General features: G+C 38.8%; 22 protein-coding genes, 1 pseudogene and 1 riboswitch. Of the genes and pseudogenes, 13 read left to right on the top strand and 10 right to left on the bottom strand.

From position 1 onward, the window contains the following. Nucleotides 1–114: 114 nt before the first annotated feature. Nucleotides 115–588 carry a DUF2975 domain-containing protein gene (locus ACFQWC_RS06360; protein WP_377106562.1) on the top strand — a complete coding sequence of 158 codons (474 nt, stop codon included), beginning with the start codon at nucleotides 115–117 and terminating at the stop codon, nucleotides 586–588. Nucleotides 589–689: 101 nt separating this feature from the next. Beyond that, a complete protein-coding gene (gene spoIIP, locus ACFQWC_RS06355) occupies nucleotides 690–1853 on the top strand; it encodes a stage II sporulation protein P (protein ID WP_377106560.1) in 1164 nt (387 codons plus the stop codon). Nucleotides 1854–1937: 84 nt separating this feature from the next. Here the strand turns inward: spoIIP and ACFQWC_RS06350 are convergent, their stop codons facing one another. Both ACFQWC_RS06350 and ACFQWC_RS06345 read right to left on the bottom strand, forming a co-directional pair. Then, nucleotides 1938–2507: a TVP38/TMEM64 family protein gene (locus tag ACFQWC_RS06350; RefSeq protein ID WP_377106558.1), complete on the bottom strand. Its 570-nt coding sequence runs from the start codon at nucleotides 2505–2507 to the stop codon at nucleotides 1938–1940. Nucleotides 2508–2823: 316 nt separating this feature from the next. After that, nucleotides 2824–3039, bottom strand: coding sequence for a Fur-regulated basic protein FbpA (locus ACFQWC_RS06345; protein ID WP_377106556.1), 216 nt, complete (start codon nucleotides 3037–3039; stop codon nucleotides 2824–2826). 100 nt (nucleotides 3040–3139) lie between these two features. Then, nucleotides 3140–3247: riboswitch (SAM riboswitch) on the bottom strand. A 292-nt stretch (nucleotides 3248–3539) separates the two neighbouring features. Here ACFQWC_RS06345 and ACFQWC_RS06340 point away from each other — a divergent pair. Next, a complete protein-coding gene (locus tag ACFQWC_RS06340) occupies nucleotides 3540–4937 on the top strand; it encodes a protoporphyrinogen oxidase (RefSeq protein ID WP_299741262.1) in 1398 nt (465 codons plus the stop codon). A gap of 148 nt (nucleotides 4938–5085) precedes the next feature. Here the strand turns inward: ACFQWC_RS06340 and ACFQWC_RS06335 are convergent, their stop codons facing one another. The 6 genes from ACFQWC_RS06335 to ACFQWC_RS06310 form a co-directional block, all read right to left on the bottom strand. Next, nucleotides 5086–6354 (bottom strand): glycosyltransferase family 4 protein, encoded by a 1269-nt coding sequence (locus tag ACFQWC_RS06335; RefSeq protein WP_299741301.1) that lies wholly within the window; start codon nucleotides 6352–6354, stop codon nucleotides 5086–5088. Between the two features lie 27 nt (nucleotides 6355–6381). Beyond that, nucleotides 6382–7443: a phosphotransferase gene (locus tag ACFQWC_RS06330; RefSeq protein ID WP_377106553.1), complete on the bottom strand. Its 1062-nt coding sequence runs from the start codon at nucleotides 7441–7443 to the stop codon at nucleotides 6382–6384. A 7-nt stretch (nucleotides 7444–7450) separates the two neighbouring features. After that, nucleotides 7451–8626 carry a carboxylate--amine ligase gene (locus ACFQWC_RS06325; RefSeq protein ID WP_299741263.1) on the bottom strand — a complete coding sequence of 392 codons (1176 nt, stop codon included), beginning with the start codon at nucleotides 8624–8626 and terminating at the stop codon, nucleotides 7451–7453. Further along, nucleotides 8626–9966 (bottom strand): glycosyltransferase family 4 protein, encoded by a 1341-nt coding sequence (locus tag ACFQWC_RS06320; RefSeq protein WP_377106551.1) that lies wholly within the window; start codon nucleotides 9964–9966, stop codon nucleotides 8626–8628. Before ACFQWC_RS06320 ends, ACFQWC_RS06325 begins: the two co-directional genes overlap by 1 nt. Further along, nucleotides 9963–10619 carry a PIG-L deacetylase family protein gene (locus ACFQWC_RS06315; protein ID WP_299741265.1) on the bottom strand — a complete coding sequence of 219 codons (657 nt, stop codon included), beginning with the start codon at nucleotides 10617–10619 and terminating at the stop codon, nucleotides 9963–9965. Before ACFQWC_RS06315 ends, ACFQWC_RS06320 begins: the two co-directional genes overlap by 4 nt. Nucleotides 10620–10711: 92 nt before the next feature. Next, a complete protein-coding gene (locus ACFQWC_RS06310) occupies nucleotides 10712–13093 on the bottom strand; it encodes a hypothetical protein (protein WP_377106549.1) in 2382 nt (793 codons plus the stop codon). Between the two features lie 163 nt (nucleotides 13094–13256). Between ACFQWC_RS06310 and ACFQWC_RS06305 the strand changes: the two genes are divergently transcribed. The 3 genes from ACFQWC_RS06305 to ACFQWC_RS06295 all read left to right on the top strand — a co-directional run bounded on the left by ACFQWC_RS06305 (nucleotide 13257) and on the right by ACFQWC_RS06295 (nucleotide 15114). Further along, on the top strand, nucleotides 13257–14450 hold the full coding sequence (locus tag ACFQWC_RS06305; protein ID WP_377106547.1) for a hypothetical protein: 1194 nt from the start codon (nucleotides 13257–13259) through the stop codon (nucleotides 14448–14450). Nucleotides 14451–14566: 116 nt separating this feature from the next. Next, entirely contained in the window at nucleotides 14567–14773 is a 207-nt protein-coding gene (locus tag ACFQWC_RS06300; RefSeq protein ID WP_377106545.1) for a hypothetical protein, read from the top strand. A gap of 152 nt (nucleotides 14774–14925) precedes the next feature. Further along, nucleotides 14926–15114 carry a hypothetical protein gene (locus ACFQWC_RS06295; protein ID WP_044337158.1) on the top strand — a complete coding sequence of 63 codons (189 nt, stop codon included), beginning with the start codon at nucleotides 14926–14928 and terminating at the stop codon, nucleotides 15112–15114. Between the two features lie 188 nt (nucleotides 15115–15302). On the opposite strand, the gene ACFQWC_RS06290 is transcribed toward ACFQWC_RS06295, so the two are convergent. Further along, a complete protein-coding gene (locus tag ACFQWC_RS06290; RefSeq protein ID WP_377106543.1) occupies nucleotides 15303–15857 on the bottom strand; it encodes a serine/threonine-protein kinase in 555 nt (184 codons plus the stop codon). Between the two features lie 149 nt (nucleotides 15858–16006). On the opposite strand from ACFQWC_RS06290, the pseudogene ACFQWC_RS06285 reads away from it, so the two are divergent. From ACFQWC_RS06285 to ACFQWC_RS06255, 7 genes and pseudogenes are all read left to right on the top strand, one after another. Then, nucleotides 16007–16093, top strand: a pseudogene (locus ACFQWC_RS06285) (KGG domain-containing protein); the annotation flags it as partial. A gap of 481 nt (nucleotides 16094–16574) precedes the next feature. Then, a complete protein-coding gene (locus ACFQWC_RS06280) occupies nucleotides 16575–17525 on the top strand; it encodes a hypothetical protein (RefSeq protein WP_377106541.1) in 951 nt (316 codons plus the stop codon). 173 nt (nucleotides 17526–17698) lie between these two features. Beyond that, complete coding sequence (locus ACFQWC_RS06275) at nucleotides 17699–17932, top strand: hypothetical protein (protein WP_299736824.1); 234 nt, start codon at nucleotides 17699–17701, stop codon at nucleotides 17930–17932. 275 nt (nucleotides 17933–18207) lie between these two features. Then, complete coding sequence (locus tag ACFQWC_RS06270; RefSeq protein ID WP_377106539.1) at nucleotides 18208–19038, top strand: aminoglycoside adenylyltransferase domain-containing protein; 831 nt, start codon at nucleotides 18208–18210, stop codon at nucleotides 19036–19038. 266 nt (nucleotides 19039–19304) lie between these two features. After that, a complete protein-coding gene (locus ACFQWC_RS06265; RefSeq protein ID WP_377106537.1) occupies nucleotides 19305–20192 on the top strand; it encodes a diacylglycerol/lipid kinase family protein in 888 nt (295 codons plus the stop codon). Between the two features lie 12 nt (nucleotides 20193–20204). Continuing rightward, the gene (locus ACFQWC_RS06260; protein WP_299736830.1) at nucleotides 20205–20516 is read left to right on the top strand and encodes an iron-sulfur cluster biosynthesis family protein; all 312 of its coding nucleotides are present in this window, start codon (nucleotides 20205–20207) and stop codon (nucleotides 20514–20516) included. A 105-nt stretch (nucleotides 20517–20621) separates the two neighbouring features. Then, nucleotides 20622–20996, top strand: a complete 375-nt coding sequence (locus ACFQWC_RS06255; protein ID WP_299736832.1) for a nucleotide excision repair endonuclease — start codon at nucleotides 20622–20624, stop codon at nucleotides 20994–20996. A 72-nt stretch (nucleotides 20997–21068) separates the two neighbouring features. Here the strand turns inward: ACFQWC_RS06255 and ACFQWC_RS06250 are convergent, their stop codons facing one another. Continuing rightward, nucleotides 21069–21503 (bottom strand): hypothetical protein, encoded by a 435-nt coding sequence (locus ACFQWC_RS06250; protein WP_377106534.1) that lies wholly within the window; start codon nucleotides 21501–21503, stop codon nucleotides 21069–21071. Nucleotides 21504–21623: the final 120 nt, after the last annotated feature.

The following is a 21623-nucleotide window of genomic DNA, read 5'->3' as shown; positions in this document are numbered from 1 at the left end:
TGCGTTTGTTTTTATAGGAAACTTTTAATAGAGAATAAAAAATCAATCAAATTTTATTGGAAAACAATAAATCTCATTATATAATTTAGAAAAACATGGTATCAGAGGTGTGTTATGAAACGAGGAACGACGACTTTTTTAAAAGGGGCAGTAATGGCAATAGGAGCGATTGTATTCATCCTTTGTGTTGTCTGGTTGCCAACCATGGCAAAGCATTCTGCTGATCTATTTCCCGAATTCGCTTATTTGAAATGGCCGATTCTAATAGGGGTATACTTAACATCGGTTCCATTTAATTTAGCGCTGTATCAAGCTTTTAAGCTTTTAAAGTATATTGAAGAGAACGCTTTTTCAGCGAAAGCAATAGTGGCTCTTCACCGAATAAAACTGAATGCCTTACTAATCACTGCCATTTATGTGGCAGGTATAATGTTTCTATTAATCCAAAATGCTCTACATCCTGGTATTGCCATGGTAGGGATCATCATTAGTTTTGCGTCTGTCACCATTTCGATTTTCGCAGCAGTCCTTCAAGAATTACTGCGAAATGCACTTAAACTTAAATCTGAAAATGATTTCACGGTATAAGGTGAAGTAGGAAATCCGACCGAATCCCTGAAAAAACCTTCTACTCTATCAACCTCCTGCATAAAGTTAACTATTAAATACTTTATATAGGGGTACTGATGATGTCGTATAAGTCTCGAAACAACAATAGCATAGTCCCACTAGTATTCGTCTCTATGAAGGCCATCATTCGGGTAGTATTGATCGGTATTGTCCTCATGTATTTGACCGTATGGTTGATCTCGTCAACAGCGATTAAATTGAGGGTGGATAGTTTATTGTATTCATCGGTGTCTGAACTCGTCCCGAAGGAAACGTTTCTCATGCTGCTGTCACAGGAAATGACTGGACTCCGGGTCACTAATGAATCAGCATTAAACAATGATTTTGATTGGTTAGAGAGTGTCACGAACGTATCACTACTTGATCCACGAAGTTTATTTGGACGGGAAATCCCCGGGATAGAAAATTATCACACTCATATAGCAGTTGCAGGGAAAGGGACGGACATTACGAACCTTCCGAACGAATCGCCGGCGCCTACAGAAGATCAGTTGAAAGATCAAGAAATTGACCAGAGTCAAATCGATCAAGCAAACAACAACTCAGGAGACGGTATTCAGGAAATCGATGAAAAATCTGTCTTCATTTATCATTCTCACAGCTGGGAAGCCTTTAGTCCACTGATTAAAAACAACGACTCTAAAGATCCGGCGAGTACAAATGAGAAGGTTAATGTCATTGCTGTTGGATCAAAGTTGAAGCAAGAGCTTGAATCAAGAGGAATTGGTGCGGTTCAAGATAAGACGGATGTAAATAAAGCACTTAAAGATAAGTCATGGACGTATTTCGAATCGTATCAACTATCTAGGGGACTGGTCCAGGAAGCCATCGCTCAAGACAATGACCTAACCTACCTGATCGATATCCACCGGGATTCCCAGCCAAGAAACATCACAACCAAAACCATTAACGGCAAAAACTATGCCCGCTTATTTTTTATTGTAGGAAAAGAAAACAAAAACTTCGAAAAGAACCTGAAAATCGCTAAAGAATTAAATGCTAAATTAGAAGAAAAGTATCCTGGCATAAGCCGCGGAGTCTTTATCAAAACAAGAGCAGAAGGTAACGGGGTTTACAATCAGGACCTAACTGAGAGAGCCATGCTTCTTGAGTTTGGCGGAGTGGAAAATAATTTAGTGGAATTGTATAACTCAACAGAAGCATTTGCGGAGATCTTTGCAGAATATTACAAGAAGGATGCTGTCGAGGTGAATGCACAATAAGTAATGGGGGAGAAAGGACGTGTACCATGTGGTGGACGTCTTTTTTTCAGTTCCGGAGGAGAGTGGTTTCCGTAACTGCGACAATCATGATCTTGAGTTCTTCCTCCAACGACATCCCAAATAAAACATCCCGACTACCACCGAACCTCCTAACAAAATAGCCTTCCCCTTATCCGCACCCAACACATTCACCACCACGAATGCCTCAATCAACAACGAAGGAATCTTGCCGACGGAACTGATCACAGAAAAAACCACAATTGAAATAGAGCTAAAGGCAGCCGCAACGGTTACCACACTTGAAGGAACAAATGGGACCATGCGAAATAAGATTAGAAGTATGATCCATTCGGTACCTGAGGCCTCTTTTAATTTGAGAAAATAATTGTTTGAAAGAATCTGATCAATGCGAGCAAACTTAATTCCTTTTCGATATAAATAAAAACTAACAATGGCTCCTAATGATTCACCAAGGGTGGAAATTCCGATTCCAGGCCACAACCCGAATACGGAAATGTTAAAGGCCGTCAAGAAGACACTAGGTAGAAAACCAAGGATACTGATGACAACATTAATGAAAATACTGATAAAAAAGAGAGACCAATTATCGAGGCCGATGAATTCGTTCATAAAATGCTGCAGATTGAGGGACATATGTATATTCCTTTGTAAGAGATTAGACTAACCTTGAAAGATATATGAAATCCGGGGGAGGTGGAAACTATATGATATAAATTAAATAGTATCATACATGAATTTCATCCAGAACAATCCTTTGTCATTTTAGAAAAGGACTGACCACTTGTCAATGTAGCGTGCGAAAATGAGTGCAGGTAACATGTTTACGACCATTGGCATACATGCACAGATATATGCTTTAAGTGTCCGGGTTAATGCAGAAAGTTAGCTTAAATTCCTAAATATAGGAAAGTAAGGAAGCCCCAATCCACTTCCATGGATGGGGGCTTTTTTAGCTGGTTAACTTCGCACAGTTTTTCCATTTAATCGATCCTACATCGCTGTGCGGATGGCTTTCCTGCTGAATGTATTTAAATTCGTCCTCTAATTCCTGCAGCGTCAACTCGAATAATTGTTTGTGGCCTTTTTTGAAAATGTTATGGATAATCAATTTGTTAATTAATTCATTTCGTCGATTTTGAATCGCTTCTTGTAGGATTTCTCCCATTGTGATCACTCCTCTTATAATGTGTCCGAATTGAGGAAGGGTCATTGAAAAAAGCCCGCTTCCCATTAGATAAGAAGAAGGCTTTATGTAACAAAACTTCAACTCATCTTCCAAGCAAATTGCTTGTGGAATTAGCACAGTGTTCTATGATGTAGAATCTGTTGCTGAGGCATCATCGGGCCAGTCCCTCTGCCTCTCTGGATAAGTGATTATATAGTTGTCATGAATTACATCTATTATATAGGTGAGTATTCATAGTTGTCAACTTGGTATTTATATAAAGTGGTGCATCATTAGAGGTAGAATAGGGTGTTGGAGTAAGTTGAAATAAAAAATTTGAAGTTGAAAAGAAACGGTTTAGCTTGGCAGATTATGCTCCCAAATCAGCCTTCAACCCCTTATTCCCGATACTTTTTCCCAATTCAGACACAGATTTTTTTTCTAATCAACAAAAAACATGATAATCTGTATACATAAACGCAATTATTGGAGTGAATCGTATGAAGACAGTGGTTGTCGTAGGTGGAGGAATTACAGGATTAACAACGCTGTACCATCTTCAAAAAATGTCCAAAGAACGAGAAATAGATATCAAGTTAATACTAATCGAGCGTAATCAGCAGCTCGGCGGCAAAATTAGAAGTGTAAGAGAAGCGGAATTCATTATGGAAGCAGGAGCCGATTCCATCGTGGCCCGTAATGAAGGGGTTCTCCCTCTCATTAATGAGCTTCATCTTCAAGATGAACTTGTCTATAATGAAACAGGCACATCTTACATATATACCAATGGAGAATTGCATAAGATTCCACATGACACGATTTTCGGAATTCCTATGAGCGTTGAGTCCCTTCAAAATAGCAGCTTGGTGTCAGAAAAAGGTAAGAATGCAGCACTTAAAGATCTTGAAACTGAAAACACACAATTTACAAAAGAAAGTTCAATCGGTGAATTTTTAGAAGCATTCCTAGGTAAAGAACTGGTAGAGAATCAAGTTGCCCCAGTATTATCAGGCGTCTATTCTGGAAATTTGCATAAACTTACTTTGGCTTCGACACTCCCATACTTACTTGATTATAAAAATGAATACGGCAGTATTATTAAAGGTTTATCTAAAAACAAACAAAAATTCCAAGGTCCATCCAATAAAAAGTTCATATCGTTTAAAAATGGTTTATCAACCATCATTGAACGTTTAGAAGAAAAATGTTCCAGTGCGACAATCATAAAGGGAGTGGAAACTACTAAGCTCCAAAAAACAGGAGACAAATATGAGCTGACTCTCAGTGGTCAAGGGAGCATTCAAGCGGATTATGCAATATTCGCAACACCTCATGATGTAGCCCAAAAGATTCTGACTCATGAAAAACTTGATCCTGATTTCAATAAACTGAAAAACTCTTCACTGATTTCGATCTACCTCGGATTTAATATACCGGCTGAGGAACTTCCTGCTGATGGCACAGGATTCATCGTCTCCAAAGGCAACGAAGTGAAATGTGATGCCTGCACATGGACGAGTCGGAAGTGGAAGCACACGTCCAATGACCAAAATCTTTTATTGCGACTTTTTTATAAAAGCACAAATCCTCATTATAAAGTGTTGAAAGAATTTAGCGAGGCAGAACTGGTTCGCACGGCACTTGACGATATCAGAAAAAGTGTCGGCATAGACGGAGACCCGATTTCTGTCGAAGTGACAAATTGGAAAGACCTTATGCCAAACTATCATCTTGAGCATAGTCAGTCTGTTCAATCGTTAGATAAAAATCTCGCAACCGAACTACCACGAGTGAAGCTGGCTGGAGCTTCGTATTTCGGAGTGGGCATTGGTGCGTGTATTCAAAACGGTAAGAAAACTGCAGAAAGTATTATAGATGAGTTAGAGGAGAACGTTTGAGGAAGATAAATAATAAAAGAAAAGAGTTTGGAATTTACCAAGCTCTTTTCCTTTATATTTGCACGAGTTATGAAATCATTCTTCATTCTCCATTTTCTTATTGAAATATTCAACTGTCCTGGATCAGTTTATTCTCCTTCTCATTTCTTCATAAATACCTTTGATAAATCTGTTCAATTTTTCTCGTCATAACTTGACTGGTTAAGTGTTGACGAGCATAGGATTCAGCAGCGTTAGCAAAACGGTCACGTTCTTCCTTATTTGTAATGAAACGCTTTATCGCATGTGCAAGTTGTTCGACGTTACCAGGTTCACAAAGGATGCCTGTTTCTTCATGCTGAACCATTTCCGGAAGTCCGCCACATGTGGTGGAGATGACCGCTTGCCGGGAAAACATCGCTTCCATGACGGATAAGGGAAAGTTGTCATTCACAGTTGCTAACACATAGATGTCCGACATGGAAAGAATAGAGGGTATATCGTGACGTTTTCCAAAAAAGATTACGTTATTTAGCTTAAGTTCTTCCGCCTGTTTTATCAGTCTATCCTTCATGACACCATCTCCGACAATCCATACTTCTACATTAGTCAGGTGTTCACGAAGCTTGGACAATGCTTCTAAGAGAAACCCATGACCTTTACGAGGGGACAGTCGGGAGACACATGTTAGGATAATGTTTTCATGATTTTTATGAGGAAGTGGTTCAAAATCGATGCCCGTATGAACGGTGGTCATCCTTTCATCTTTTGCACCGAAATCCATTAAGTTAGGCCGGAAGGAATCTGAGATCATCACGATTTCAGTACTTGCTTCAATACCTACTTTCTCAAGTTCAGTAAAATAGACTTCTTCGATGGATCCTATCTGTATTTTATTGAATTTTAAGCGGCTTTTCGTAAAGAACCCATGTGGCGTAAAGAGTAATGGTTTTTGATACATTTGGTTCAAATGGCCGAGAATGAAGATAGCAAATAGGTCTTGAGCGTGAATGATGTCATACTGCTGGAGATTTTTTTCTTTAAGAAACAGTTCGAATACATGAAGAAAACTGAGATTTTTGACGATTTTTTCATTGGCGATTCCATAGCGGCCGAGCATAAAGGTACGTGCTTCAGAGGCAGCTTGAGGAATCCATTCATCAAGCTGTTCTGAAGTCATGTGGTTAGGCGCTAGTACATCTACACTATGACCGAGCTCTTCAAATCCGTTTTTTATAGAGGTGATGTAATGAGACAATCCACCTGTATGAGGATATTGAAAAAATGTGACGTATAAAATTTTCATCGGCTTTAAATCGTCACCTGTTGTTTTCTGACAGAATGGTTGTAGAGTGAGAGACTCCTCAAAGTCTCCTTTCACTCCATAATACTGATCCATTATGGCCAGAAGAGAGGGGTGAATGTTGAGAGCGGGCATTCGACTCAAATTTTCTCATCCTTTCTTCTATTTATAGATTCCCAGTTCACTTCCCCAGGTTGATATTTTCTCTAAATGGTAAGGGAGAAGCTCACCGCCTCGATTGTCAAAGATACGTCTAAGCTGAGTGTGTAATCCTTTTTCGAGAGTTCGTTGAAGGTACGCCATTTTGTACAGATGAATCGGTTTGGTATAAAAGTCGATTCCATATTTCTTCATTTCATTCGTATACACGTCAACCGCATGGGTACGAATCTCTTCAGCATTGCTTTGCCAATCCTTCCTGAAGGCTAGTAAAATCTCTACCAATACAATCATGTCAAACCATGTCGGGGAAAATTTGGCTGATTCCCAATCGATGAATTGAATCTCCCAAGGTTGATTTTTGCTTACATCTTTTGAACAGATATTCTGCATATGAAGATCTCCATGGGTAATCGAGAAGCCGCTGTCCATTAATTCCGGGAAAAAGTCGGGACCGTGGCTGTACAGATTTTTTAATGATTTGTAATGTGGTTTGATGATGTCTTTCAATTGTTTATCCTTCTTGGCATCGTCAAGAAATGTCATCGTATTAGAGATGAATTTTTCCCGGTCTTTTTTCATTTTTATCGAGCTGTAGATGGGAAACCAAGACTGAAAAATGTTTTTTTCTTTCGTGAATTTTCCTTCGTACGTGTGGGCATGAAGTTTGGCAAGTGTTGGGATAATGTAATCAAAGTGCTTAGGTGTAAAGGTAAGCTGCCCCCGGATTTGACGAACAAACTCCATGAATACCCAGGTGTCACTTCCCTGTTTCTCCATCAAGTAGATTTCAGGAAGAAACTCTTTTAAGAATGGGTAGGCTTGGCTGTAAACATTGATTTCGACTTCATTTTTGTATTTGGTAGAATGGTAGATTTTAAAGATGATGGGGAAGATGTCTGTTTGTTTCTGTAGCTGAAGCTGATAAATGCTGCTCCTTTTTGTTGATTTAAGGTTTTGGATTGATGCAGCATGAATGGACACTTTATTCCCAAGTGATGTTGAGAGTTTTTCTTCGATGCCATGCTTATGAAACATGGCATACACTTCTTGTGGTGTGTACAAACTAAAGTCACTCCTTTCGTTTTCTTTTCCAAGCATTCCACAGGTGAGACGTGGTACTCCTGATGAATGGCATAGGGTCATCAAAGGCAAGAAGGGCGAATACCTTTTTACCTCTGAACCCATTAAAGAAGTCTTTAATGCTCATTTCACCATTCTTTCGTTTTTCAAGAAAGGTGAGGAAGTAACGTACAATGTAAATCCATTGAACCCCGTCAATTTGCTGCAGTTGAGGAGTAGGATGTTGACCAGTAAGGTACAGATAATACTGATGGGCAAAGTCGACTCCGGAATGACCTGTTAAACTATGAGTCAACCAGAACCTGGGATTGATTTCAATGAGCTTATATTGTCCATCCCGGGGATCCTTTTTATATTCGATCATGCTTACTCCGTTTAGTCCTAACTCTTTCAAAAGTGGAACACCGACTTCAACCAGATCAGGTATTCGTTTGCTCACAATATGTGCTCCCGTTCCAAATTGTGCAGGGAACTGGTGGTTTTTTTGAAGAGTGAAAAGGGCTAGTAATTCCATTTCATCATCAAAAAATGTAGCCACTTTATAGAAACATTGGTTGTCTCCGGGTATGATTTCTTGAATAATAAGCTCTCCAAACTTCCGATAGATAGGAAAGACTTTCTTTAATTGAATGGCGTCCTGGATATGAATGGCCTTTTTATTCACATGTTTTCTGAATTCATGTCCGAACACAGGTTTTAAAATACACGGGAATTCTAATTGAGTAATCGCATCATCAAGCTGCTCTTCGTTTTCCACAAAAAAGGTCTTTGCGGTTGGGATATTATATTGTAATGCTAATTCATAGGTTTTCTTCTTATCTAATAAATCCATAATTAGAGAGTGATCCGGATATAGAAACAAATAGTACTGAGATAATTCGTTTCTGTATTTAGAGATAAAGACAACATAATCATCTGCACCTGCGTATAGCACGGGTTTCTCATCAAGATTCTTCGCTACTCCTTTTAAAAAAGAAAGCAGCTCGGCTTCTTGATGTAAGGGGCTTGGACATACCCCACAAGTGGCAAGTCTGGATTTCCCTCTAGAATAGGGACCTTCTGTATCAAATGCATATACATCAATTCCTTTTCGAGAAAGAGCATGAATGATACCAACTCCATTGGCACTTAAATCAAGAACAACAGCTGGGTGTGATGACATCATTATTCTCCTCCCGAAGCTAATAGATCTTGGTAAATCTCTTCAATTTTGTCAACCATGGCTTGACGTGTGAGATGGTTCTTGGCATATTGATACGCATTGTTGCCAAGTTTCTTTCGCAATGCCTCATTTCCAATTAGGTTCTTTAGTTGAGTTGCTAACTGATTTACATTACCCGGCTCTACAATGATTCCGGTTTCATTATGGTGAATGATTTCTGTAATTCCACCACAATTGGTTGTAAGTATCGCTGCACCGCTATGCATGGCTTCAATGATGGAAATCGGTAAATTGTCATTGATGGTTGGCAGAACAAAAATATCAGTTTTACTTAATATGGAAGGGACATCATCTCGTTTACCTAAGAAGTGTACGTTGGATAGTCTTAACGATTGGACTTGAGCTTCCAGGGCTTCACGCATTTCTCCATCTCCAACAATTTGCACTTCGACACCATGAATTGCTCCATTTATTCGAGAAAGAGCATTTAATAAATCTGAATGTCCTTTTCTTGGTCCAAGCCTTGCTATACATGAAATCACAATTTTCCCTCTCGTTTCACTCCGGGCAACGGATTTAAAATCAATCCCCGTGTTGACGGTGGTAAGTTTTGCAGATTTCGCACCCAGTAAGCTTAATGGATCACGGAAAGAGTCACTTAAAATGACCATATGAGTTGCATATTCAATCGCTTTTCTCTCAATTTCTTTGTAATAAACCTCCTCCTCAGAACCTCTTTCAATTCGGTTGAACTTGACCCTGCTAAAGGTGAACATACCATGAGGGGTGAAAAGAAGTGGTTTACCTAAGTCTTCATTAAATCTACCTAATATATTGGCTGTGAATAAATCCTGAGCATGGAGAATGTCGTATTTCTCCAACTTAACGGTTTGCATCATCTGCTCATAAATGTAGAGGAGACGGCAGCTTTGAATAATTTTACTTGTGTACGTTCCATACCGTTCCTTGAAAAAGGTCTTTAATTCAGGAACAACCACTTCACGAATTTTCTCTGCTTTTATTTGAGTAAAATGGTTTGGAGCAATGATATCCACTTTGTGTCCTAAAGCCCGCAAGCCTTCTCGCAAAGTAGTGATATAGTTGGAAAGACCCCCTGTGTGGGGATAGTCCCAAAATGTCGCTATCAGAATGGATAGTTTCTTTCCGCCGCCGCGTTTACCTTTCAGCTTTTTAGTCTTTACTTTCGATTTGCGCTCTTTCTTTTTTCGTTTTGAATCCGTACCTGAATCCATGGTTTTTGCCGTTATTGGTTTTGCCTTTACTCCATAATATTTATCGAGTGCAGAAACAAGGTAAGGATAGGGAAAATATAGTTCCTTCATTTCCAGACCCTCCTAATGACTTCAAATGCTTCCGCATACGGTACCCCGACCGTCATTCCGCGGACACTTGCTAAATGTTTGACTCCCTCATAGGAACGTGGATGTGGAAATTCTCTCATTTCAACATCATAATGTTTTAAGGAAGCAATTTTCTGATCAATCACTGTTGAAATGTTCACATAATAATTCGGTTTGAATTGCTTGTCATTTGTCTGAGTGTTCCATTCACTTGAGGAAACCGTTTCAAATGTGATCAGTTCAATCGGTTGTTTATTTGGCACCGGACGAACTGCTGTTAATACAGCTTGAAAGGTGATTTGGTGATCTCGATTCACATCACCGTAATGGTGGGTAAAAATCTTGCTTGGTTGATAGATATCAATTAATTTTTCAATTTCTTTTGTAAAAAGATGAAGAGCCATCATTTCTAATTCCAGATTTGGATGCTCCAAAAAAATAACTTCTTTTATCCCGATTTCTTTGTTTGCTTTCCGGGCAAGCTGCTGAATATGATGAGCTTCTTCCTTTCTTCCGTTTGCTGTAATGATCGAGACGACTCTATTACCTTGATCCACTAGCCTTTTTAGCGTACCCGCTGTACCAAGTAGTTCATCATCTGGATGTGCTGCTATGACCAATACAGTTTCTTTCATTCCCTTCACCCCATTCTAATCTCTATTACATTACTATATGTATCCTTCTATATTGTCGAAACAGACACTAGCACAGGGCTAATGTCTGTTTCTTATTTTTTCCTTGCCGTTTGACCAATGCTAATTCCGCCGCTGATAATTTGTAACCGTACATACCCATCACCATCAATCCATATGAAGAAATCAGGTCCGGCTATTAAAAATGTTCCTTGCTGATCAAGTAATTTACTTCCCGCATATACATTGATTTTGTCACCCAGTGTGAAATATTTATTCAAGATCGTTGTATGCGAGTAATTGTCTGTATCCATGTCAAGAGGAGCAGGAGAGACTCGTTTACCAGCCTCTTTATTAGTAGTTTGGTAGAATGGTTCTTTTTTCGGTTGGTTAGATGAGGTGTTGTCGTTTAAAATGTCAAAATCGTGTTCTTTGGTCGTTTTTTCATCGTCTTTTACGATTGTTTTTGGTTTATTACTGTATTTGACTTGGTTTTTAACATTTCCTGAGTGAGAGCTTAGAATCTCGAATTGGTTATCTTTGGGACTCTGTGTAATTTTTGTCTTTTCACTAATGATTTTATTAGGCATGACGTCAGAGCGTTTTAGGTGGTATTTCACTTCTTTAGCTGGGGAATGAGAGTGTAAGATATCAAATTGGGTTTCATCAGTAGATGTAGCAGATTTTTTTTCGTCTTTTGCTATTTTATTAGGTGAGTGCTCTGTACGTTTAATGCCGTTTTTCACTTCTTTAGTTGGTGACTTAGAGTGTAAGATATCAAATTGGGCTTCATTAGTAGACGTAGTAGATTTTTTTTCGTCTTTTGCTATTTCAATAGGTGAGTGCTCTGTACGTTTAATGCCGTTTTTCATTTCTTTAGTCAGTGACTTAGAGTGTAAGATATCAAATTGGGCTTCATAAGTAGATGTAGTAGATTTTTTTTCGTCTTTTGCTATTTCAATAGGTGAGTGCTCTGTACATTTGATGTCCTTTTTTACTTCTTCAGCTGGCGGATTCGAGCTAAGAATATCGAAATTGAAATCTGCAGCCTTCTCCTTATCTTCATTAACGATCTTTTTGGGCCGGAAGTCAGTGCGATTTAGATGATATTTCACTTCTTTGGCTGGCGGTTTCGAGCTAAGGATGTCGAAATTGAAATCTGCAGCCTTCTCCTTATCTTCATTAACGATCTTTTTGGGCCGGAAGTCAGTGCGATTTAGATGATATTTCACTTCTTTGGCTGGCGGTTTCGAGCTAAGGATGTCGAAATTGAAATCTGCAGCCTTCTTATCTTCATTAACGATCTTTTTGGGCCGGAAGTCAGTGCGATTCAGGTGATATTTCACTTCTTCGGCTAGCGGGTTCGAGCTAAGGATGTCGAAATTGAAATCTGCAGACTTCTTATCTTCATTAACGATCTTTTTTGGCCGGAAGTCAGTGCGATTTAGATGGTATTTGACTTCATTAGCCGGTGAGTTCGAGCCTAGGAAATCAAATTCAGTAGGAGATTTTGATTTTACATTTTTTTGTAGGATTTTTTCAGATGGAATATCTCCTTTTGCTACGTAGGGGTGTGATTTTTCGTGCGAATTCTTCGGTTGTATTACGTCAGTACCAATCTCCATCGAGGAGTGGATATGAATGTCTTTATCCACTTCATTTTTCTTTAAACTGGTATAAAGATTGACTTCTTTTTCAATCAGATTAGAGTCACATTTTATATTTTCAATGGATGAACCAGCAGTGGAAGTTTGTTTAGGAACATCTGATTTTAAAGAGGAGGTAGGATGCTTAGTTTTCAGTTCATGCTCCTTATGATTATGTGTTTTTTCCTCATGAGATATCTTATCGTTAACCGATTGATCATAGTGACCCTTTGTATAGGATTTTTGTTTTATTTGATATATATCTTTTCTCGATGGCTTCTCCTGATCAAGTTTCTTTTGGATAAAATCATCTTTATTTTTACCTTTGTCAGAGTGGGTATTGGGTGAATGATTTTTCTGAATATGTTGTACTGGTGGCGCATTAGCTTGATATTTTGATTGGTGAAGACTGTTATTGTGATCTATATAATTGATTCTTTCGAATGATTGTACCTCACGTGATAGTAACCGCGGACATTTCCCACGCCTTTTACGGCGACGAGGCTTAGATATTCGAGAGATAATCAGGCTGGGTTGATCTTCATTTTGAAGAGTGATGTCGAAGGTAGGCCGTTCAATTGTTTGATGATGAGTAGTAGTTACGTTTAAGCTGCTCATCATATTTTGTATCATTTGAGAAATATGAGTTTGATCAATATAAACAGCACTTTGCAGTTGTTCTACAGAATAAGTTACATGTTCCTTTTTGTGATTTTGATAGCTCACAAAGATGGATTGATTGTGACAAGGGATCAGAAAGTCATCGTAATAAATGGAGGAAAAGATCCTTGGCAGAATATGTTCATTTATAAAAAGATAACAATTGGGCATGTGCTTCACTCCACGTCTTTGTATCTATTTATAACCTATTCAAAAGCCCGATTAGAGTGAGCGGAATTTGGGATTATACCACAAAAATAGGCTATACATTCCTTTTTCACATACATATATTGATTATGAATTGTAGACAAAATGTAAAGGAGTGGGAACACATATGGTAAACGAGTTTGATGATTTCTCGAGAAGATATTATGATCATTACGACGATGAAGAGAATTGTGAAGGAGATCCTGATGAACAAGATGAGTTGTGCGTTGGAGAACCTGATGAGCAAGAGAAATTATGTATAGGAGATCCTCATGAAACAGATGAGTACTGTGAAGGAGATCCAAACGATCATGACGAATGTTCAAATGATCATGAAAAGCATTGTCATGAAAAGCATTGTCCAGATCCAGATTTTGACTGCCTTCCGTGTAAATCCGTTGAAGGGGTCTTGAATTCAATGTTCAATCTTGGAGATCATCTTGAAGTTTTCTTTGAGGATGAAATGATTGGCTGCGGAGGAACATTTGTAGCAGCTTTCGATAATATTCTCATCTGGATGGATCATAAAGCAAACGTCAACTTCACAGATTTATGCGGTCCGATCAGTGTAAGGAAAATTGGTTCCAAGCGGAAGAAAAAGCAGAAAGAAAATGATAAGAATCATAAAGATGATAACGAAATCGATAAGAAGCAAAAGGGTAAGAAACACAGAGATGATAACAAAAACGATAAAAAGCAAAAAGATAAGAAACACAGAGATGATAAGCAAAAAGATAAGAAAGAAAAAGCTCCACAGAAAAAGGCTGGAAAGAAAGAACGATCCGGCGTTAATGAAGAAGTCGTGAATTTTGTAAAGCTTGAAAAAGAAGAACATGAGATTGAGGAAAGATACCAGTTGAATCTAAATCTTCTACAAGTAAACAGTGAAAATGAAGAAATTGAAGATGAGAATTCCACTGAAGAAAATTCCTATGGATCCGGTAATGAATTGGAACACTCATTACACAGTTCCTCTGATGAAAAGGCAGACGTAGAAGATGACGGTTCAGATGGGGAAGAGGAGTATACTCTTCAATTGGACACGGTTGAGAATCATACTGATGTAACAGATGAAGAGATGATTTTCGAAAACAATAATGAATCTGATGAGTTTTCAAAGGAAGACGAAGACATTGAAACATCTGAGGAGCACCAGGCTCCTTCACTAGTAGATGAAGAAGGTGATTTGTTTGGAGATTCCGAGGTGGTTGAAATACCCGAAAAACAAGATGAGGGTTTACTGTTTGCGGAGGAAAGCTTCTTAGAAAATGACTCGGAACATTCACCTATCAACTCAATGTCAGAAGATAATAAAGAATGAAATTAGTCTAGTAATTGACTTAAAAACGAAATTTTTTTATGGAATCTAGTTATCTGCCTTTACGCATTTAGCGATTCAGCATAAAAATAGAGTAAATACAGAAAGGAGGAAACATAATGTCTCATTTGTTTAATGGTGGAAGTATGGCAGATTTTCTTAATAAAATTTTATCTCTAGGTGATAAAATCGAGGTCCTATCTGGTGACGAAGAAATCGAAGAAGGTTCTTATATTTACGCAAGCGATAACTTCGTTGTTTGGTCTGACGATGATGGCCATATCAACACTTCTAATCTAGATAATGTAACTGTTCGTAAGATTTAGTGAACATTATTTAGAACACAAAAAATGACTGGATGCTCTCCAGTCATTTTTTTTTAAAAAAGAAAATGATAGGTAATAGCCCTATCAAATTCCTTATTTATTAATATAAATATATAGACTGATGAATCACAGGGAAGAAAGGAGGAGGCAATATGGGATTTTCCGATAAACTTAATAAAGTACTCAAGCTTGGTGATAAAATCGAGGTTTTGTCTGGAGCAGAAAAAATAGACTGCGACGGAACATTCATTAAAGCTGAAGATCACTATTTAGTATGGTCTAATGGTAACGGTGACGTTTTATTCACTCACTTGGATAGGGTAACGGTGAAAAAAGTTTAATCATTTGAAAAATAAATCGGTTTGGGGGTAGTACTTTTTAGGGAAAGTACTACCCTTTTTTTGGTTCTTATGGGTCCTTGTCCTAAACAATTTCTTTGAAAACGAAAACGTCCTATCCCGATCTTTATTAATGGAAAGAACGTTTTCATCTCTATGATATTCTACTAAGACCTTCATCATGTATGGAACTACTTATGCTTCTTCCAAGCATCATGGAGCTTTGGGTTTAAATTCTTAACATGTTCCAGGAACTCTCCTGTTAAACCAAATTTCTTCATCCCTTTGAACAGTTTTGTTGGAACAGGAGAGTCAGATGTAAACGCTCGCTTGTGATCAATCACTTTGAATTCGCCTTCTTCATTCATTAACATATGGCGAACCTCTGTATCCCATCTCGTAAAGCCTAATCTCTTAAACTCATCTAGAACGAATAAAATCTTTTTAGTCATGTCTTCATCAATGTGGCCCTGTCGTTTCATGTGACGGGCAAGGGATATTCCTTTAACAAACTCCATGACAATATAATTATCACCGAATTCATAAAGACGAGGCATAATGGACGAAGTCTGACCTATTTGCATCGCCTCAAGTTCACGCTGATGTGTTTCTTCTTTAAAGAAGTACTTTACAACTTTGTCATCTGCTACCTTGTAGATTTCTCCATCTTTCCCGTCACCAATCATTTCAAAGGCTGCCAGGTCTTTCTTAGTAATTTTCAAATTTCCGTTAAAAAGATTTTCCACCGGTAATCACCCCTTTACTTGGTAGACATTTTACTTTTTTTATATTGTATGGAGATAGATCCCCTTTTGTAACCGAGCCAAATGCTGAAATTTCGTAAAGGAGATATGAGTCCAGTAAGACGCTTTAAATGTGATAAAAGACTACAAGATCCCATGACAAAAAGTTCTATCAAGAGATTGGTGAAAAAGGCGGAGAAGCTACTTCTGCTAATCGTCTCCATTTCAAGACTGTGTAAATATTTATTGATTGCGTTATTTACCGTTTTCCATAACACTTAAATTCCCAACTACCTTTCCCCACTAAAAAGTCCATCTTATCCCTCATAGTAATTTACTAATATATAGTATAGTTCAAATACATAGGACTATCGTTGATTTATGGAACAAAAGGATGTTTGTCTACACCTGCTCTCATTATTTCTCATATACTATAGTAATTCTGTTTAGTTATTCATCATTTGATTAATAGGATTAATTTATCGATATATGAAAAGAAGGTGAGTAAATTGGCATCTAAAAGGGAAGACAAGCGTGATAAATCTAAGAAAAAAAGCGATCAAAAAGAAAAGGATAAAGACTGTAAGAAAAAAAGCGATAAACGAGGAAAGAGAGTAGCTCAAGGAGATTTAGTTTCTCAAGAAGTCCCAATTATACAAGGGGAAAAAGGGCCTCAGGGGGATCAAGGTTCTCAAGGTCCTCAAGGAGAACAAGGACCTCGTGGAGAACAGGGTCCTCATGGTGAACCAGGTACCCAGGGTGAACAAGGTCCTCAAGGAGAACAAGGGCTTCGTGGAGAGCAGGGTCCTCAAGGAGAACAAGGGCTTCGTGGAGAGCAAGGTCCTCAAGGTGAACAAGGTCCTCAAGGAGAACAAGGTCCTCAAGGAGAACAAGGGCTTCGTGGAGAGCAGGGTCCTCAAGGTGAACAAGGACTTCGTGGAGAACAAGGGCTTCAAGGAGAACAGGGACCTCGTGGAAAGCAGGGTCCTCAAGGAGGACAAGGACCTCGTGGAGAACAGGGTCCTCATGGTGAACCAGGACCTCAGGGTGAACAAGGTCCTCAAGGAGAACAAGGGCTTCGTGGAGAGCAGGGTCCTCAAGGAGAACAAGGACCTCGTGGAGAGCAAGGTCCTCATGGTGAACCAGGACAAGGGCTTCAAGGAGAGCAGGGTCCTCAAGGAGAACCAGGGCTTCGTGGAGAGCAAGGTCCTCAAGGAGAACCAGGGCTTCGTGGAGAGCAAGGACCTCAAGGAGAACCAGGGCTTCGTGGAGAGCAAGGTCCTCAAGGAGAACAAGGGCTTCGTGGAGAGCAAGGTCCTCAAGGTGAACGGGGACTTCAAGGAGAGCAAGGACCTCAAGGAGAACCAGGGCTTCGTGGAGAGCAAGGTCCTCAAGGTGAACGGGGACTTCAAGGAGAGCAAGGACCTCAAGGAGAACCAGGACTTCAAGGTGAGCAAGGACTTCGTGGAGAGCAGGGACCTCAAGGAGAACCAGGGCTTCGTGGAGAGCAAGGGCCTCAAGGTGAACAGGGGCTTAAAGGAGAGCAAGGGCCTCAAGGCGAACGGGGTGTTCAAGGAGAACCGGGACCTCAGGGTGTACAAGGTCTTCAAGGAGAATGCGCTTGCAATCGAAAATACTGTAATGTATATAGAACTGGCGGAGATCTCGTAATACCTGACCAACCTGTTTTCTTTAATCATACTGGTATTAGTTCTGCAGGAGACTTTATTCATACTGGAACTTCTATAATAGTAGTAAACGAGGGAGACTATATAATAAACTATAATGTCATATTTACTAGTGGAAAGATTGGATTTAGTAGAGGAGGAGCATACGCATTATTCATGAACGGTTCAATAGTAACCTCCAGCAGGTATGGTAACCAGCTGGGAATATTCACAAGCGCCCCTGTTACCCTGGATTCGATTTTTCAAGTTAATGGAGAAGCGATTGTTTCTATACCAGCAGGTGGAATAGTAGAACTTAGAAACATTGGCCACACAGCGGATAACCTTATCAGTAATGTCGATAATATTCCCATTAATAGTGCAGGATTAACTATTTTAAAACTTAATTAATATGATGAATCAAGAGATATAGAGGACGCTAACCTGTGATGATTTGGTAAGCGTCTCTTTTTCAATCTTAATTGACTCTACAATAAAATGGGATTAAGTGTTAACATGGTTCGTAGTAATAAATATCCCATTAAAGGAATTATATAACATATATTCAACAATTAAAGGGATCTACACATGTTGATCAGAGATTGCGGACAGTATAAAATTCAAGAAATCGAGAAAATTAGGTAATTTTCGAATAGAACATTGAATTGATTAAGGAGGTAAATGCATTGTCAAGATTTCCGAAGATGGTGGAAGCAGTTTTACAAGATTACTTAGCCTTATGTAATAAATATCAACCAAGAACGATTGAAGGCTTGTATTTACATGGGTCCATCGTTCTGGATGCGTACGTAAATAATTCAAGTGATATTGACTTTATCTCGGTTACACGCCGTCGAATGACAGAAAAGGATTCTGATATCTTAACTCTAATACATAAAGAATTAGCTCTGAAATATCCTAAACCGGAAATGGATGGGGTGTATATCATTCAGGATGATATATGCAATATAGACGAAAAGCAAGACTATGCTTACTACAATAATGGTGTATTGAATTTTGGTGAGTATTTTAATTTTAATCCAATCACTTGGTATTTGTTTAAGGATAAGGGTATTAGCGTCATTGGCCCAGACACTACTTCTTTTAAGGTAGACATTTCATCACAACAAATATATTCTTACGTTCTTACCAATATGAATACCTACTGGGCAGAAAGGGTGCATGTGATGGAAAATTCGATTAAAGAGTTAAAGAGATTCCGATCTGACATGATAGATGCTGAAATAGAATGGTCCGTACTTGGATTGCTCCGTCAATACTACACGTTAAGTGAATACGACATTATCTCCAAGCAAAATGCGGGTGAATATGGATTGCAGCATCTTCCTGAAGAATGGCACAGCATTATAAAGGAAGCAATGAATATCCGTAGTGGATTGAAGGTGAGCCTATTTAATACGGAACACGAGCGTATCCATAAAACAATAAAATTTTTAAAGTATTTAATTTCTCACTGTAATGAAATGAAAAATAGTCAAAGTGTTAAAAATGTCTGATGGATTAATAATGATCAATTATAGGTCCATTTGTGATAATACATAAATTTCAACCTATTTCAAGATGTTTGCACTTCCTTCTTGTTAGAGGATATTTAGATTAGATATAATAAGCGATTGCCATTCAGGTAATCGTTCTTTTTCTTGGTGTTACTTCTTTATTTCTTTTGGGTGAGTATTTTCATTCATCTTTTAATCAGACATAAGGTTCCACTCCTCTAAATCAGGGTAAAGATACCGTATACATATTAAAAGGAGGAATCGGTGTGAAACAAGCCATGCTAATCGTAAACCCCTCTTCTGGAAAGGAAAAAGGGCAGGAATATCGTGATTATGCTCTTGAGACCATTAATGAAATGGGATATAAAACAGAGGTTCGCATGACAGAAGGGGAAGGGGATGCAATGGATTTCGCCAGGGAAGCTTGTGAACGAAAGTTTGATTTTATCGCAGCCATGGGTGGTGATGGAACAATCAATGAAGCCATTAATGGAATAGCTGAGCAGGATCACCGTCCTCTATTTGGTCTGATTCCGCTCGGAACAGTCAACGATTTCGCACGAGCTTTAAATATTCCTATGGACCCTGAAGAGGCCATCGACATATTCAAGCAAAATCATGTACAGAAGACCGATGTTGGAAGAATCAATGACAGATATTTCATCAATATTATCGCAGTCGGCGCTTTGGCAGAAGCATCGTTCTCAACATCCATCGAACAGAAGTCGAAGCTCGGTCCTCTTGCATATATAATAGAGGGAATGAAGAAAATGAAGGAGAAGCAGCCGTTCGAGCTCAAGGTCCATTCCGACCATGACTGGGAAGGGGACGCGCTCCTCATGCTTGTTGCCCTGACAAACTCTGTCGGAGGTATGGAAACCATTGCACCCGAGGCCAAAGTGAATGACGGTAAGCTACATGTCTTTATCATCAAAGACATGGCCCTGCCACATTTTCTATTGCTACTGCCAAAGATCCTTTCAGGAGAACTCGCAGAAAGCGAACACGTCCATTATATGAAAGTCACAAACCTGGAAGCATCATCCACCTATGAGATGATTGCCAATATCGATGGAGACGAGGGAGATAAGCTACCAATCACCGTTGAAAATCTAAAGCAGCATCTAGACATACTTGTTCCACTAACAGACTAGGAGGAATGTAAAATGAAATTAGAAATAACACAACCTGCTATAGAAAAACTAAACCAAATCCCTGATGGCAAAATGATTCAGCTATCACTTGACCGGGGAAGCTGCGATATAGTAAATAATCTTTATGAAATAAAAGTGATAGATAATAGAGAACCTCATTCATCTGAGAAAATCATCCAATCTGATCATTTTGATTTCATCGTCGACGATGACTTTGAAGATACCTATGAACACGAACTCACGATTGATTTTAAAGATAATTTCTTCGTGTTTAAAAATAAGAATCAGACGTTTAATAATCGTATCGGGCTCCGCTACGCATAAAGAGGGCGGAGAAGACTATCTTTTTTTAAATGGTACGTTGTATAGTAATTCTATCCTTTATGTGTTACCATTACTTCTTACAGTAAACAAAGGACGTGACCATTCATGATAAAAATTCAGATCCCACAAGCGGATATCTCCATAACGGAACGCAAACAATCAAGAGACTCAGAAGAACCAAAGATCAAGAGCATCCAAGGCTTCATCGATCTCCACGAAATCCCAAGAGATAAAGGCGGCATCATCTTATTTTACAACATCAACGACGAACTTCTCTTCGTTGGTAAAGCACGAAAGCTAAGACAAAGAGTCAAGAAGCATCTTGAAGATACCGTTTCACCACTACGTAACCACAGAGGTGAAATCTACCGAATCGATGTGGCCATTGTAGAAGACGCTATGGATCGTGACATCTACGAAACGTACATCATCAATAAGCTACAAGCTAAATATAATGTAGATAAAGTATTCTACAAATAAATCTAAAGAAGGTGCCAGAGTCCGATTATGGACTCTGGCACCTTTATTGTTTATCATTAATAAATTTCAACTCTAAACAGCATATTCCGGATTCCACCTCACCAACAACTCTTCCCGGACTCCAAAATACGTCGTATCTGTCAGGTCCGTCACCCCATAAGACACCACCCAGTCATTATCAGACCAAGTGATGTTGATCGCCACTATGACAGAATTTCTCTTCATTCCAGCAATCTCAATATCCACCTGCTGATTCAGCTCAAATAACGTTTTAAAACTAATCTCTTCTCGTTGAATCGAGGGTGGGGATGGGGCATCCTTAATATTCACATACTTCTTATCCCTGTCAATTATATCATAGGTGATAAATGATTTCCCTGGCCTTATCCAGTAGATAATTTGAGTCACTTGTCCTGCCTTTAACGATGTTCCCTTAAAAGCTTCGTGAAATAGATCTTCATATTCAATGACTTCATTCAATTTAATGGGATTGATGGTTCCGTTCACTGGTGTACCTCCTTAGTATTGGTCTATAAAAGGTTATAGTTATACTTATTAGAGGGGGAGATATGGTAGAACATATTGTTGTGGAAAGAAATTGGGGCTTGTTTAGAGAAGATGTATAGT

The sequence above is a fragment of the Rossellomorea sp. GCM10028870 genome (assembly GCF_042666755.1).
Lineage (GTDB): Bacteria > Bacillota > Bacilli > Bacillales > Bacillaceae_B > Rossellomorea.
Note: the sequence above shows the minus strand (reverse complement) of the source record. Positions and strands in the feature narration are given on the sequence as shown.